We start from the raw sequence: 15,222 nt of genomic DNA, 5'->3' as shown, positions 1-15,222 counted from the left end.
GATCAGCACAACGAAGGAGGTATTTATGCGTATAATCCGTTTTTTAGACGAGTCAAATGCAGCCGTTCTTGCCGCTTTAACAGACCAGGGTAAAGTATTTCCTCTTCCTTATGCCGATTTTCTCGAGCTGGTGCGTAGCGCTCAGCAGCAGGGCAGTACACCACTCGCGCTGGTACAGCGTGATATCGCCGGCACGAGCCCGCTGCCGAGCAATCTGGAGCAGCTTCGCATGATTGTTCCCCTTGAGGCGCCGGAGGTGTGGGCAGCCGGTGTCACGTACGAGAAAAGCAAAGAAGCGCGAAACTATGAGGCTACCGATGGTAAGCTGGACGCGGTGACGTTTTACGACAAGGTGTACGATGCGGAGCGCCCGGAGATCTTCTTTAAGTCCACTGCAGCACGTACGATGGGTCCGAACGATGAGCTCTATCTGCGTGGAGACTCGAACTGGCAAATTCCGGAACCCGAGCTTGGCCTTGTTCTTGATGCAGAAGGCTCGATCTTGGGCTACACCATCGGTAATGATATGAGCTGCCGTGATATCGAAGGGGAGAACCCGCTGTATTTACCGCAGGCTAAAGTATGGAAAGGTTCATGCTCTATCGGCCCGGCAATCCGTTTGGCGGAAGCCGTGGAAGATCCGTACCGGTTCCAATTAGCGTGCAAGATCTATCGCAATAACGAGCAGGTTGTAGAAGGCAGTGCCACCACCGGCCAGCTGAAGCGTCGGTTCGACGAACTGGTCTCGTACCTCACGAGAGACAATGAAATATTCGATGGAACCGTACTGTTGACGGGAACCTGCATCGTGCCGCCAAATGACTTCACACTGGAAGACGGCGACCGCGTCGAAATAGAGATCGACAATATTGGGGTGCTCAGCAATCCTGTCAGACGTCAGCGGGTGGGGTGAGAATCATGCATAATTTGGTCTGGACCGGCCCCAAAATGATGGAAATGAAGGAAGCTGAGGTGCCGGCTGTAGGCGATAACGAGCTGCTGGTGAAGGTCGAAGCGGTTGGCATTTGCGGGTCCGAGATTGAAGGATACTTAGGGCATAACAGCTTGCGTGTTCCCCCTCTCGTTATGGGCCACGAGTTCAGCGGAACGGTGACCGAGGTCGGGGGCCAAGTCCAAGGCTTGATGAGAGGCCAGCGGGTTGTCGTCAACCCTCTGCTCTCATGCGGCAGCTGCAACCAGTGCCGGAAGGGGCTTGTGCAACTGTGCAGTCAGCGCGCCATTGTCGGGATTCACCGGCCGGGGGCGTTCGCCCAGTTCGTGAGTGTGCCCGCTTCTTCGGTTCATGTGGTGCCAGACGAACTGGATTTTTTCCGGGCATCTTTGACTGAGCCGTTGGCGTGCTCACTCCGCGCCGCCAGAAGAGCGATGGAACGTCATCCTTTTGCCAATGTCGTGATATTCGGGGCCGGCACTATCGGACTGCTCGCGTTTCTCGTCGCCCAGACGCTCGGTGCTTCACGCATTATTGTAGTCGACAGCAACGAAGCACGTCTGGCGACACCGCAGCAACTTGGCGCTTTCGCTACCATCAATCCCAAGGAACCGAATTTCATAGATAAGGTGAAGCAATGGGGTGGAGCTTCTGGCACTGATGTAGTCATCGATGCCGCCGGCTTTCAACCCACACGCGATGCGGCCGTGCAAATCGTAAATCCAGGTGGAACAATCATGAACATTGGCTTGGGCATTGATCATACACAAATTCCTATTAACGTCTGCATCCGCAGTGAAATTAGCATACTAGGTTCATTTTCTTATGATGCGCAGGATTTCCATGATGCTCTTGAGCTGCTGAAGAGCGGTAAAATCGATCCAACGCAATGGTCTGAAATCCGTCCGCTGTACGAAGGCAATCAAGCCTTTCAGGATTTGGTTAACGGCCGGGTTGCACAGGCGAAAATCTTTTTGACACCTAACAACTAAATAATGCTTCCCATACACTGGGAAAAGAGGTACCAGTCAAAAGCGCCATAAATGTTCGGGAGTGGCAGTCGGATGGTGGCAGCATGAAGGAATGCCCATATGAGGCACGCCCCTGAAGGCACGCCCCGTGAGGGACGCCTTCGTTGGGGCACGTCCCTATGAGCCACTCCGCCGTCTGCCACTTCTTTTCACTGCTATGGAAGGTTATGCTGCTCAGCACGCACGGTGGCGGAATTTCTTGAGGGCTTTTTAGGCGCAGAGTAAAGCCCTCCGTGCGTCCAGATGCGGTAGTTATCAGACATGCCGGGCGGTCCGGGCTGGTGGGAGCGCCAGGGATCTTTTCACCAAGGAGCGGAAGAGCATGACGAAATACAAGACTCTGCACGATCTTTTGACCCAAATGCAAGTGATTGAACTTTCGCACACATTAGAAGAGCATATACCGATCTGGCCGACTCATTCCCGTTATCAGCACACGCTTTGGCATTCCTACTGGCACGGCGATGAGGCGGTAAATTATCAAATCCTGATCAATGAACACAACGGCACCCATGTGGACGCGCCGGCACACTTCATAAGAGAGGGGCCGGCCCATGTGTGGATTAATCAAATGCCGATCCGCACATTTTTTGGTCCTTGCACGGTCCTGGATCTTTCGTTCATCGGCAGTTTGGGTGTGGTGGAAGGCGGACATATTCAAGAGTGGGAACAAGAGCATGGCGCGATTGATGCAGGGGACGTGGTTTTAATTCATCTGGGCTGGTCGAAGTACTGGAAAAAACGGCCGGACGATAAACAATTCGTACAGGATTGGCCGGGCATCGGAAAGTCGGCTGCAGAGTATCTTACGGAGAAGAAGATAAAGATGATCGGCGTGGATACGCTCGCCATTGACGTGTTCGGTTCAACGGACAACCCGGCCCATCATACGTTTCTTGGCAGTCAAATACCGATAATGGAAAATCTCAATAATCTCGATAAGATGCCGACGAGAGCATATTTCATAGCCCTTCCGTTACCTATCGCTGAAGGATCAGGTTCGCCGATACGTGCGGTCGCATTCTGCTGAGCACACCGATATATGCCCATCGCACTGTGCTGCCCAAAAACTGAAACCGGAGGGATCTAACATGCTCAAGCGTTTATCCTACTCATTATCGGAAAACAGTCCCGGCTGGCCGGGAAATCCGACAGTTCAAGTTACTCCCCATTCCCTTATTTCGGAAGGTAAAACCACAAATGAATACCGGCTGAGCCTGTTTAACCATTTTGGATCGCATATGGATGGACCCAAGCATTTTAATGATCACGGGCCGAGGCTGGGTGAGCTTCCGCTGAAGCAGTTTGTGTATGAGCGTCCGTTGCTTCTAGATATCCCGAAGTCGTATGAGGAGTTAGTGACGGCAGATGATTTACGACATTGCCACCGTGAACTGAAGTCTGCCGATTTACTTATGATCCGAAGCGGTTTTTCTGAGAAACGGCATTCCGATCCGCAGGGTTACAGTGAGCGGGGACCGGGTGTAAGTTCCAAGGCGGCGCTGCACCTGATACAAAACTACCCCAACTTGAAAGCGATCGCAGTCGACTGGATCTCTTTGGCCTCCTACGCTCATCTCGAGGACGGCATTCTCGCCCATCAACATCTGCTAGGCAATTTTCGCGCCGACTATATGTGCATCATTGAGGATTTGAATTTCGCCGGACTGGATAATAACAAGTTGCTGCAGGTCTGGTCTGTTCCGCTTTTCGTGGACGGAATAGACAGCGCACCGGTGACTGTTTTGGCAGAGTTGAAGTCATAGCTGATTTTACATAAATCCTATACAAGGGAGTGTAAAAAACATGCAGACTAGACCCGAGCCTTCCTCGCATCGTAAACCGGGTAAAATGTCCTGGTTCCCTACCGCTCATCCCATTTCTTGGATTATGCTAGTCGTGACCACACTCGCTATTCTTTTGACCTCCATTGACAGGCAGTTGCTCCCAACCGTTCTTCCAGCGATCATGAAAGATTTTAATCTAACTGAAGTGCAAGCAGGCTGGCTCAATTCGTTAAACTTTATAGGCACCTTTGTCGGAGCTATGCTATTTGGCGTGCTGGCAGACGTGTTCGGCAAAGGGTATCGCAGAAGCTGGACTTGGGTCGCGGCAATCGGCGTCGCTGTGGCGGCCGGCATCGGCACCTTTTTTTCGCGCACGCTCGGCAGTCTTCAGATATGGCGGGTCATTATGGGGGTGGGCACTGGCGGCTCCGAACCTGTGAATGTCGCCATTATAGGAGAATGGTGGCAGAAGGAGAACCGGGGCTTTGCAGTAGGCGTGCATCATACAGGATTTCCGTTTGGACAGTTTCTGGGACCGGTGCTGATGGGGGCAATTATCGCCGTCGCGACCTGGCGCGAGGCATTCGTTTGGATTCCGCTGCTCGGTGTCCCGATTATGCTGGCGCAGGTGATGATCGGTACAAAAAGAAATCAGGAAAAAGTGTACGGTTGGATCAGGGAAAATAACATGACCGTCCCAATCGAAGAAGACGATAGCAACAAGCTGGAAAACCCATTTAAACTGATGAAAATCGCATTATCCAACCGTAACGTGGCAAGCTCTGTGGCCATGATTTTTTTGTTTCTCTGGGCAGAGGCGGGGGTAGCTACGTTTATGACGCTGCACTTGACCGAACGCGTTGGGCTATCACTCGCGGAAGCAGCTGTCATTTCCGGGGCGTCCGGACTTACCGGTTGGATCGGCCAGGCGTTCTGGGGAACTTTGTCTGATCACTTGGGGAGAAAGTTTTCTCTGCGGATCATCGGTCTAGGATGGACCGTGTCCGTGCTCGCGTGTATCTTCATCGATTCGGCTGTTAGCGGTTGGTTTATTCTCATCATTTGGGGGTTGTTCCGTAATTCTCCGTTTCCGGTGACGTATGCCCTGCTTATCGATTCCACGCCAAAGGCAGCCGCTTCGAGCATGGGCTTAATGATTGGCATCGCTTTGGGTCTGTCGGGCTTCCTGGTCGCGCCGGTCGCCGGCTACTTTATCCAAACTTGGGGCTGGACGGCTAATTACATGATGCTTGCGTTTGCCTGCGTGCTGGCGTTCATTCCGATGGCGATGCTGAAAGAGACAGTTGTGCGCCAGGACAACTGATCGAACCAACTGACTGGAACACGCGGTGTGCATTTTTGGCAGTTGGTCCGGAGATAGGGGCATAGCAGCTCTAAAGTCCATCTGCCCTATCACATGCAACCAAGCGGTCACGCACAGAAAAATTAGGGTGACGCAAAAAAAGTTGCGATACCCCGGCGTCTTATTGCATGGCAAAAATCGATCCACGCAATAACTCTGCATCTTTCGGATAACAGGCTGGTCATTCGGGCTGTGCCGGCGTTTTTGCGTTCCCGCGACAGAAACTTCGGCTACCACAACTGCACCGCTGCTTAATAGGTCATGGGAACTATTGCAGTCTACACTCTTGGGTGGGTGGATCTCGATGCCGTTGCTCTACAATCGAGTCTTCTAATGACCGGTTGGTAAAAGCTGATGCAGGAAATGGGTGTGGGGTGGAGAAGCGTAGCGTTCGCATTTGAAATCTTATTCCTTTATTTTCACTGACTATTCATTTATTTTTCTAATTTTAATACGCTATTTATTCGAACATTTGCAATTGAATTCGGTCCAGCAAATTCCAAAATTGTTCAACCATGACCGATGCCGGATACGGCATCGAATGGGTAATCCACCATTCCAATACACCCACTCCCGCTGAACTTAAAAATTGCACCGTAATATCCTTGTTCAATTTCCGATCGAGATTGATCGAATCCAGATGCTCGCTTAGACTTTGCCGGAACAATGTCTCCATTTGGTTTCGGAAAACCGCGCTTCCCTTGCTCGTCAGCATTATGGAATAGAAAGAAGCATGCTGCTCCAAATATTCAAACGTGCGCTGTAGCGCGGTTTTTGAAGTGAGATGAACCAAGCCCTCTTCAGGCATACAATTGCGCAGTAACTGGTTAATTTGAACTTCCATACATTGATCGAGTAGATCGTACTTATCAGTGAAATGCAAATACACCGTTCCTCGATTGACATTCGCTTCCTCCGCAATTTGATTGACCGTCATGCTCTCGAAGTCTTTTTCTGACATCAGCCTCATAAAAGCATTCATAATCGCTTGCCTCGATTTTTGAATACGTCTGTCCATATCGTTCTCCCCTTTATCCTATATAAAATGAAATGAACATATTGAAGCTCTCTGTTGAAAAATCAACAACCGGGCTTGTTTTAACCATTGAACATATCTATCGCTTTGGTACATTTTAACTATATAAAACTTATGTTGAAAATTCAACGTATGTTCAATTTAAGAGGAGGCATAATCATGAAAGCTATTGCTTTGACAAGCTTTGGAATCCCCGAAGTACTAGAGGAACTGGAAGTGCCCGTTCCCACACTCACCGATACACAAGTTCTAGTCGAAATGCGCGCCTCTTCCATTAATCCTGCGGATATTCAAATGCGCAGCGGCGCGATTCTTCAGAGTCCGATGGCTGATAAATTTCCGGCTCAACTGCCGATCGTTCTTGGTTTTGATGTAGCCGGCATCGTAAAAGAGGTTGGCGAAAAAGTTCGTCATTTCAAGCCGGGGGATCGTGTCATGGGCTTGGTTCCGATGGGTTCCTACATGGACTACGTTGCGGTGGAGGAAGATCATCTTGCCGTTATCCCGGAGAGTCTTTCCTTCGAAGAGGCAGGCGCCGCGCCTGCGGTTGCCCTGACAGCTTGGCAAGCGCTGTTTGAGCATGGTCGTCTCCAACCGAGACAACGCATCCTCGTTCATGCCGGTGCCGGAGGTGTCGGACATGCGGCGGTCCAGTTGGCCAAGCAATATGGAGCATATGTTATCGCAACCGCGAGGGACTATAATCATGATTTCGTCAAAGGACTTGGTGCGGACGAGGTGTTCGACTACACGAAAGTCGACTTTTCCGTCCAAATAACCGATCCTGTCGATATCGTGTTTGATTCCGCTTTGGACCCATCCACCATCGGTACTGGGCTACCAGGAGATCTGGGAGAGAAAAACTACTCGGTCATCAAGGATGGCGGCACCTATATTTCAGTGGTGGCATTTACGATCAATCAATATCCTAAGGTCCGGGGCATTAACGCGCATTTCTTCCATGCAAGACCCAACCGTGCCGATTTTGAATCTATTGTTCGCCATATGCAAAAGAACACGTTGAGGATCCATATCAATGAGACCTATCCCTTTACCGCTCAGGGCCTGCTTCAGGCGTACCGTAAAAGCGAAGAGCTGCCAAAACGGGGGAAAATCGTCATATCGAAAAGCAGGGGGTAAACATCTTGCTTAGTGAAATGGGATGTCTCAAAAGTAAGTTTGCGCACTTGGCGGATAGCTTGCCTGATCAAATCATCTTGCAAAAATAAAGCAATGGCGGTGCTGGGTTCCCTCCCCCCCGCTAACGTTTGGATTAACGCTGTTTGCGTGGTTTGACTCACCCATCTTTGAAATGCTAACATTCATATGGTTATAAATGTGAATGGGGGGGTCAGATTGCTGCGATCCGCAAGAAAACGCCATTGGATATTATTGGTTTGGATTGTCCTCGCCTTCTTTCTGTTCCCATTAACGCCACCAATCTCACACCACTGGACGCTGGAAGAGGATGCAATGGGGCATTCCCACGAAAGTCCGGCATCGATGCGGCTGGAGCTGGTGCTCACCGAAATTGTGATCCTCGCGTTGAAACCTGTGGTACCTTGGTATGACAGTTTGCCCGAGCAGCTGGACCTGCTGCTTTTCGTCGTATTTCTGGTCTACGTGCTATCCAGAGTCAGGGCACGGCTGAAACGGCAGCTGCTCGATCCTCTGAAATTCACCTCGGCGTATGTGGTGTCGGCTCATTCAAGCCCGTGATTACTGTAGGAAATGAATGAGTGAAGAAAAGAGGAGAGATCTACGACATGACGAACACTTCCGTGCCACAGCAGCTGCGCGCTCAACACCAGAAGGTAACCCGGAGCAAGTTTTTACGACGGATCTTTTTCATGATAACAGGGTCCATCTTATTCTCCGTGGGGCTGGAAATTTTTCTGGTACCTAATAACATCATTGACGGTGGAATCGTGGGTGTTTCCATTATTTTATCCCATCTGCTGCAGATTCCGCTGGCCGTTTTTCTCGTTATATTGAACCTGCCGTTTTTATTGATCGGTTATAAACAAATCGGTAAAACGTTCGCGGTATCAACATTATTCTCAGTCGTTATCATGTCTATTGGCACTACGCTGCTCCATCCGGTCGCCCCACTGACGATTGACCCGCTGCTTGCCGCCATTTTCGGGGGAGTGATTCTGGGCATCGGGGTGGGCCTCGTTATCCGCTCTGGCGGGTCACTTGACGGTACGGAGATTGTGGCGATTTTATTCAGCAAAAAGACGCCATTCTCCGTCGGCGAAATCGTGATGTTTTTCAATCTGTTCATTTTAAGCAGTGCCGGATTTGTGTTTGGCTGGGATCACGCCATGTATTCACTGATCGCTTATTATGTAGCATTCAGAATGATCGATATCACTATCGAGGGCTTAGATCAATCAAAATCGGTGTGGATTATCAGTGACGAATCTGACAAAATCGGAGAAGCCATCACGTTCCGGCTGGGCAGAGGCGTGACCTACCTGAACGGCGAAGGTGCGTTTAGCGGGGACGACAAGAAGGTAATTTTCAGTGTTATTACGCGCCTGGAGGAAGCCAAGCTGAAGTCAATCGTGGATGAGCACGATCCGAAAGCATTCCTTGCTATCGGCAACATCCACGATGTAAAAGGCGGACGCTTTAAGAAAAAGGATATACATTAAACACACATTTGGACTTTCATATTGATGCTCAAACAACCTTGGTGGGCTTTATGCCCGTCAAGGTTTCTTTTTTGTGACAATTTTTCGACAAAAAATTCATCTCCCCAACAGCAATCTCCTAAATGGTGTAAACCAGCGCCACACCTTGATTTTTCCACATTTTGCAATCACTTTCCTTACACTAAATTTCGGAAAAGTGCGTGGGCACGCAAGAAATTTGCGTGAATTTCGCAATGTTTTGTATTTACTGTCGAAAGATGTCAGTGTATACTTTGTAACCGTAGGCCATTTGACAACAATTACTAGTTCCAAAGGCTTGAAATGGCAAACTTATTGAAAACTAGGGACGCAGCACCACAGGTCTAAGGCGATGGAGCTATGACGGCTGGGTTACCAAAGGCGCAGTCGCTTCCGGGGTATTTTACATGAAAAGGAGTGTTTATCTGAAGAAAGAGCCAGTAGAGGTCGAAATGGTCTAATAGCTAACGCGCAGTTCTACATCACAAATAACTGGGGAGTGTGAACATGAGTAAGAAAAGAGGATGGAGCAGCGGCAAATGGAAAGGCAGCTGGCAAAACTCAATCAAGACGAAGCTGGTTGTTTTATTTTTGCTGATTTCTTTAATTCCACTGCTCGCGACAACTTTAATTTTAACCGAGTATTCCAAGCGGACTACGACAGCTAAGGCGCAGGAAAAACAAACTAGCATCGTGCAGTCGAATGCCAGTAATATCGAATATTGGGTCAATCATAAAATTACCGTGGTGCAAGAGATTATGGCGGCTCATCCGGAGTTTAAAAACGGTGACGCCGGCCAGATTTTGTCGGTGCTGAAACAGATCGGTGAAGTCGACAAGGAAATTGAGTACTACGCTTACGTCGATGCGAATGCGAATAGCACTAACTGGGCGGGACAAACGTCCAACGTAGCGCAGAGGGAGTATTTCATCAAGGCTAAGGAAACGAAAATGCCTGCCATTAGTGATCTGCTCGTGAACCAGAAGACAGGAAAGTTTATCATCGTTATGGCAATTCCCTTATTGGATGGCGACAAATTTTTAGGAACCATCAACTGCACTGTTAACCCAACCATTCTTGGCAAATTTTCCAGTGACATAAAAATCGGACAAACGGGGCTGTCCTACCTCTGGTCTGAAACCGGGACTTTTATCGCACATCCGAAAGAAACGCACCCGGGCAAAAAGATGGAGGAAGTCTTCACCCCCGAGCAAGTTCAAGCGTTCAAAGACACCGTCTTCTCCAACAGCACAGGTACAATGGAATTTATCAACTCTGAAGGCATACCTAAGGTTGCGGCTTACAGCACGGTACCTACTACCGGATGGAAAGTCATGGTCACGATGGACACCGCAGAAGTGTACGACGCGGTTAGCAGCTTTCAGCGCATATCTTTGTTTATTCTAGTTGCTGCGTGCGTACTGGTGGCCATAATTGCGTGGTTTATCGGGCTCAAGGCATCCAGACCGCTCACAACGCTATCCGATGCATTGAACCAAGCCGCTACGGGTGATTTGACCGTTCGGGTACAGTCCAAATCACGAGATGAAATCGGTCAGATATCCGAGAACATGAACTCTATGTTGGACTCGATGAGCGGCATGCTCAACCAGGCTAGTCAAGTTGCCGAACAAGTTGCAGCTTCTTCCGAGGAATTGACCGCGATCTCGGCCCAAAACGTAGAGTCTGCAAGACAAATCGGCGTTTCGACCGAAAGCGTTGTAAGCGGCTCCGAAGCACAGTCCAAGGCGGCGCAGCAAAATTCCGCGGCGATGGAGGAAATGGCTTCAGGCATCATGAAAATCGCCGAGTCTGCGTCTGTTGTAGCGGACACAACGTTAGGCGCCGCCAACGATGTCAAGCAAGGTAACGAAGCGGTGCAGCAGGCAGTTACCCAAATGAGCGCCATTCAACACTCTGTGACCAATACTTCATCCGAGATTTCCGTACTGGGCGAGTTGTCCGCGAAAATCGGTGAAATCGTCAATGTCATCAGCGAAATTGCCAACCAAACACAAATGTTGTCGCTCAACGCGTCCATCGAGGCCGCTCGCGCCGGGGAGCACGGCAAAGGCTTCTCCGTAGTTGCCGATGAAGTCAAGAAACTGGCCGAGCAATCCAAAAATTCAGCGTCCAACATCGCTGCGTTGATCGCGGAAGTCCAGCAAACCACCAACAAAGCGATTAGGGCGATGAACGAAGGGGTGGCCGTAGTCGACGAGGGCACGAAGTTGATGAATCACGTGGGCGAAGTGTTCGAGACGATACATAGCTCCGTACAGCACGTATCTGAGCAAATTCAAGAAATTTCAGCGGCCACAGAGCAAATTTCAGCCGGAACTCAGCAGGTGACATCTTCGATGAATGAAATGGTTTCCATTTCGGATAACTCTTTTGGCAATGCACAAGCGATCGCCGCTGCAACTGAGGAGCAATTCGCTTCGATGGAGGAAATTTCGGCTTCCAGTGAAGCTCTGAGCAAGATGGCACAAGAATTACAGGAAGAATTGCAGAAATTCATCATCCAAAAATTATAATCAATATTCGGGAGGCAACAGTCGTGTCGGAAAAGGACCAACCACAAAGTAATTCCAGACGCAACTTTCTGAAAAATTCAGGCATCGCGATCGGGGGAGCCGTGATAGGGGGCGCTGCAATCAGCAGTGTCTTCCTGGGAAGAAAAACACAGCAGGCTCAACCTGCGGCACCGAAGCCGGTGGAATATAACCAGGCGCTCATGTTTTTCAACCAGGAGCAGTATCAGATCACAGAAGCGGCTGCAGAGCGCATCTTTCCAAAGGATGAGCTCGGGCCGGGAGCCAAGGAGCTTGGCGTGGCGTTCTATATAGACCACCAGCTTGCCAGCCCATGGGGCATCAATGCGAGAGATTACATGATGGGGCCGTTTGTCAAAGGAGAACCCACTCAAGGAAATCAGTCCCAGATGAGACGGGCAGATCTGTTTTTGCTCGGCCTGCAAGGTCTCAAAGATTATAGCCAAAAGAAATACAATAAAGATTTTCAAAACCTGGCGGAAAACGAGCAAAACGATGTATTGAAAGTGTTTGAAAAAGGCGAAGAATTCACTCTTAATGGAGCAACCACGAAATCATTTTTCAGTCTGCTTCGCTCTTACACGATCGAGGGCGTATACTCCGATCCGATGTACGGCGGCAACAAGGATATGATGGGCTGGAAAATGCGCAATTACCCGGGAAATCAAATGAGCTACACCGATCTTATAGAAAAAGATGAGTTTATCAAAATGGAACCGATGAGTCTTCGTGACCATATGAGCCACTAAGCAGAGAAAGGAACTATAGAAATGGCAAAGCAATTACCTAAAGTACCGGTAGTTATTGTAGGTATGGGTTGGACTGGTGGTATTATCGCGGCGGAACTGACCAAAGCGGGCGTCAAAGTAGTAGGTCTTGAACGCGGCAAAGGAAGAACGACAGAAGATTATTTTATGGGCCACGACGAGCTGCGGTATGTTCAGCGGCATGAAATGATGACTGACCTTTCTAAGGAAACAGTGACCTTCCGTAACAATGAGAAGATGCGCGCACTGCCGATGCGTGCACACGGATCATTCGTTATGGGAGACGGCGTGGGCGGTTCCGGTGCACACTGGAATGGGCAAAACTATCGTTTTCTGCCGTACGACTTCGAAATCCGTTCCAACACGGTGGAGCGTTACGGTGAGAAGAAAATCCCTGAAGGTATGGCGATTCAAGACTGGGGCATCACCTACGATGAGCTGGAGCCTTATTACGACAAATATGAGAAAATGGCAGGCATCTCGGGTGACGCGGAACCAAATCCGATGGTAGGAAAGAGGTCTAATCCATTTCCAACCCCTGCGATGAAAAAGACGCCAAGTATCAAGTTGTTCGAAGAAGCGGCGAAAAGCTTGGGCTATCACCCGTACTCGATTCCTTCCGGCAACCTCTCCGAGCAGTATAAAAATCCGGACGGCATAGAGCGGGCAGCCTGCCAATATTGTGCATACTGCGAGCGCTTTGGCTGTGAGTACGGCTCCAAGGCGGACCCTGTTGTCACCGTACTGCCGGTCGCTCAGCGCACAGGCAATCTGGAGCTGCGCACCCACTCCAACGTAGTCAAACTGTTGAACGACGGTAAGAAAGCCACCGGCGTTGTGTATGTGAATACACTGACAGGCGAGGAGTTCGAGCAGCCTGCGGATATCGTTATTTTGGCGAGCTACGTATTCAGTAACGTGCGTCTGCTGTTGACATCCAAGCTCGGAAAGCCGTACGACGCGGCGGCAGGCACAGGAGTTGTCGGCAGAAACTATGCATATCAAGTGCAATCCGCCAGGGCCACAGGCTTTTACGATGACAAGCAGTTCAACTTATACATGGGTGCGGGCGCCCTAGGTTCGATTTTCGATGATTTTAACGGCGACAATTTCGACCACAGTAATCTGAACTTCCTGCACGGCGGAGGCATTCGTTTGACACAAACAGGCCTGCGTCCCATCGCCAGCAACAGTGTGCCGAAGGGAACACCTTCATGGGGCAAAGAGTTTAAGCAAAAGTCCATCAAATATGCCAACTCCACATTGGTCGTCAGCACGCAAGGCGCGAATCTGTCGTGGAAGCACCATTACCTGGATCTTGACCCAACGTATAAGGATGCGTACGGTGTGCCTCTTATCCGTCTGACATTCGATTTCGAAGATCAGGACAGAGAACTGGCTAAATTCCTGGGCGAAAAAGCCGGTGAAGTGATGAAGGCGATGAAGCCGACCACAATGGAAATCAGCAACACAGTGAAATCATACGACATCGTGCCTTACCAATCCACACATAACACAGGTGGAGCAGTAATGGGCGCTGATCCGAGCACTTCCGCGGTGAATACTTATTCACAAATGTGGGATGCCGAGAATGTTTTCGTGGTAGGAGCTTCTTCCTTCCCTCACAATAGCGGATATAATCCGACGGGCACTATTGGAGCACTCGCCTACCGCGCGGCAGAAGGTATTTTGAAGTACATGCAGCACGGCGGATCCTTGGTGTAAAGGGAGGTTAACAACCACATGTTCAGCAACATTGGAATTCCCGGATTAATTCTTATTTTGATCATCGCTCTAGTCGTGTTCGGTCCGTCCAAGCTGCCTCAGCTGGGCAGAGCCGTAGGGGACACCCTGCGAGAATTCCGCAACTCCACCAAAGGGGTAGTGGATGAAATCACCGATGAAGTCAAAGGCGATAACAAAGAAGAGAAAAAATGAACGTAATCAGGACTCGGCCACGGCCGGGAAGAGGATACCCCCGCCTTTGAATCTTGTTTTCTATTCAATTGGGCACTGCTCGCCACTCTAGGTCTCCGACGCAGGAGGCCTTTTTTTTGCATTTATTTGACATGGAAGACATGACCGGTTATTGTATCGCTCATGGATATATTGCTAATGGATATATCTATTCCGGATATAGAAAAACAATGAGGGATTGAAGTAAAGAAGGGACGGCGATGTCATTTGTCCAGGAACAATTCGTTGGCGGCAGAACAGCTGACTGACTCCGCATATTACATCATGCTGTCTCTAATCTGCCCAAGGCATGGATACGCGATTATGAAGTATATAGAAAAGCTCACAGACGGAGAAGTGTCTATCGGACCGGCGACATTGTACACGTTAATAAAAAAACTGCAGGACGCCGATTACATCACCCTTGATCAGAGTGAGGAAGAGCGGCGCAAGACGTACTCAGTCACAGCTAAAGGCAGAGCTATTATCTCGGATGAGATCGCACGCCGGTCAAGAATGGCACAGCACGGAATTAAAGCTCTCTAATTTCGCAAAGGAGGAGACTACTGAATGATCTATGATAAGAAGGTGCGCTACGTTTCATCCGGCGGGTTGGCGTTCGATGAGAAATACCACCGTGTGTCGCGTTGTGCCAGGTAGCGCCGCCACACAGGCTTGAGTTCAGCGGTGTGTACCGGACTAGAATCTACCAACTATGATTTAACCATCTGCAGCTGACATACCGTTAATCGCTAAGGGAAGGGGAAGTTCGCCTTCCAACTGCTGCCGTTCTCCGCTCCATCCTCTATTATGAGAACACCTGCCTAGCCCGTAGGTGTTTTTTTGTATGTTATGAACACGATGAGGTTGATTAGTGCGGTCAGACTTCTGCTCTTCATTTATATCTTTGTCATGTGTCTAGCTGCAAAATCGAGCAATGTCTCGCTATCATTTTCGAGCAAAACCACTTGCGTTCACGCGGTCTGATCCCACGGTGCTAAGGCAGCCGCATGGCTTGCATGGCGGTTTTTGAGCGGTCAGGTTTTTTTTAAAATGATCAGGGTATGCTTATTAGAGATCAAGTTTGGTTAATTAT

14 protein-coding genes and 1 riboswitch are annotated in these 15,222 nt (G+C 49.6%); of the genes, 13 read left to right on the top strand and 1 reads right to left on the bottom strand.

Annotation, left to right across the window (positions count from 1 at the left end; translation table 11 throughout):
• Positions 1–25: 25 nt before the first annotated feature.
• The 5 genes from CBW46_RS12585 (at position 26) to CBW46_RS12565 (ending at position 5,094) form a co-directional block, all read left to right on the top strand.
• The gene (locus CBW46_RS12585) at positions 26–913 is read left to right on the top strand and encodes a fumarylacetoacetate hydrolase family protein (RefSeq protein ID WP_089200350.1); all 888 of its coding nucleotides are present in this window, start codon (positions 26–28) and stop codon (positions 911–913) included.
• Positions 914–918: 5 nt separating this feature from the next.
• The gene (locus CBW46_RS12580) at positions 919–1,944 is read left to right on the top strand and encodes a galactitol-1-phosphate 5-dehydrogenase (RefSeq protein ID WP_089200349.1); all 1,026 of its coding nucleotides are present in this window, start codon (positions 919–921) and stop codon (positions 1,942–1,944) included.
• Between the two features lie 361 nt (positions 1,945–2,305).
• Complete coding sequence (locus CBW46_RS12575) at positions 2,306–3,013, top strand: cyclase family protein (RefSeq protein WP_089200348.1); 708 nt, start codon at positions 2,306–2,308, stop codon at positions 3,011–3,013.
• Between the two features lie 61 nt (positions 3,014–3,074).
• Positions 3,075–3,749, top strand: coding sequence for a cyclase family protein (locus CBW46_RS12570; RefSeq protein ID WP_089200347.1), 675 nt, complete (start codon positions 3,075–3,077; stop codon positions 3,747–3,749).
• A gap of 40 nt (positions 3,750–3,789) precedes the next feature.
• The gene (locus CBW46_RS12565) at positions 3,790–5,094 is read left to right on the top strand and encodes an MFS transporter (protein ID WP_207802286.1); all 1,305 of its coding nucleotides are present in this window, start codon (positions 3,790–3,792) and stop codon (positions 5,092–5,094) included.
• A gap of 499 nt (positions 5,095–5,593) precedes the next feature.
• Here CBW46_RS12565 and CBW46_RS12560 read toward each other — a convergent pair whose 3' ends face one another.
• Positions 5,594–6,151 carry a TetR/AcrR family transcriptional regulator gene (locus tag CBW46_RS12560; protein WP_089200346.1) on the bottom strand — a complete coding sequence of 186 codons (558 nt, stop codon included), beginning with the start codon at positions 6,149–6,151 and terminating at the stop codon, positions 5,594–5,596.
• Positions 6,152–6,328: 177 nt separating this feature from the next.
• Between CBW46_RS12560 and CBW46_RS12555 the strand changes: the two genes are divergently transcribed.
• The 8 genes from CBW46_RS12555 to CBW46_RS12520 all read left to right on the top strand — a co-directional run bounded on the left by CBW46_RS12555 (position 6,329) and on the right by CBW46_RS12520 (position 14,672).
• A complete protein-coding gene (locus tag CBW46_RS12555; protein WP_089200345.1) occupies positions 6,329–7,309 on the top strand; it encodes an NADP-dependent oxidoreductase in 981 nt (326 codons plus the stop codon).
• Positions 7,310–7,525: 216 nt separating this feature from the next.
• Positions 7,526–7,888, top strand: a complete 363-nt coding sequence (locus CBW46_RS12550) for a hypothetical protein (protein WP_165842286.1) — start codon at positions 7,526–7,528, stop codon at positions 7,886–7,888.
• A gap of 47 nt (positions 7,889–7,935) precedes the next feature.
• Positions 7,936–8,829, top strand: a complete 894-nt coding sequence (locus CBW46_RS12545) for a YitT family protein (protein ID WP_089200343.1) — start codon at positions 7,936–7,938, stop codon at positions 8,827–8,829.
• A gap of 313 nt (positions 8,830–9,142) precedes the next feature.
• Positions 9,143–9,227: riboswitch (cyclic di-GMP riboswitch) on the top strand.
• Positions 9,228–9,354: 127 nt separating this feature from the next.
• Positions 9,355–11,385: a methyl-accepting chemotaxis protein gene (locus tag CBW46_RS12540; protein WP_089200342.1), complete on the top strand. Its 2,031-nt coding sequence runs from the start codon at positions 9,355–9,357 to the stop codon at positions 11,383–11,385.
• A 23-nt stretch (positions 11,386–11,408) separates the two neighbouring features.
• Positions 11,409–12,152, top strand: coding sequence for a gluconate 2-dehydrogenase subunit 3 family protein (locus CBW46_RS12535; RefSeq protein WP_243633291.1), 744 nt, complete (start codon positions 11,409–11,411; stop codon positions 12,150–12,152).
• 21 nt (positions 12,153–12,173) lie between these two features.
• Positions 12,174–13,895 (top strand): GMC family oxidoreductase, encoded by a 1,722-nt coding sequence (locus CBW46_RS12530; protein WP_089200340.1) that lies wholly within the window; start codon positions 12,174–12,176, stop codon positions 13,893–13,895.
• A gap of 18 nt (positions 13,896–13,913) precedes the next feature.
• Complete coding sequence (gene tatA / locus CBW46_RS12525) at positions 13,914–14,108, top strand: twin-arginine translocase TatA/TatE family subunit (protein WP_089200339.1); 195 nt, start codon at positions 13,914–13,916, stop codon at positions 14,106–14,108.
• 303 nt (positions 14,109–14,411) lie between these two features.
• Positions 14,412–14,672, top strand: coding sequence for a PadR family transcriptional regulator (locus CBW46_RS12520; protein WP_089200411.1), 261 nt, complete (start codon positions 14,412–14,414; stop codon positions 14,670–14,672).
• The last annotated feature ends 550 nt before the right edge of the window (positions 14,673–15,222 follow it).

Source organism: Paenibacillus xerothermodurans (assembly GCF_002220865.2).
GTDB lineage: Bacteria > Bacillota > Bacilli > Paenibacillales > NBRC-103111 > Paenibacillus_S > Paenibacillus_S xerothermodurans.
Note: the sequence above shows the minus strand (reverse complement) of the source record. Positions and strands in the feature narration are given on the sequence as shown.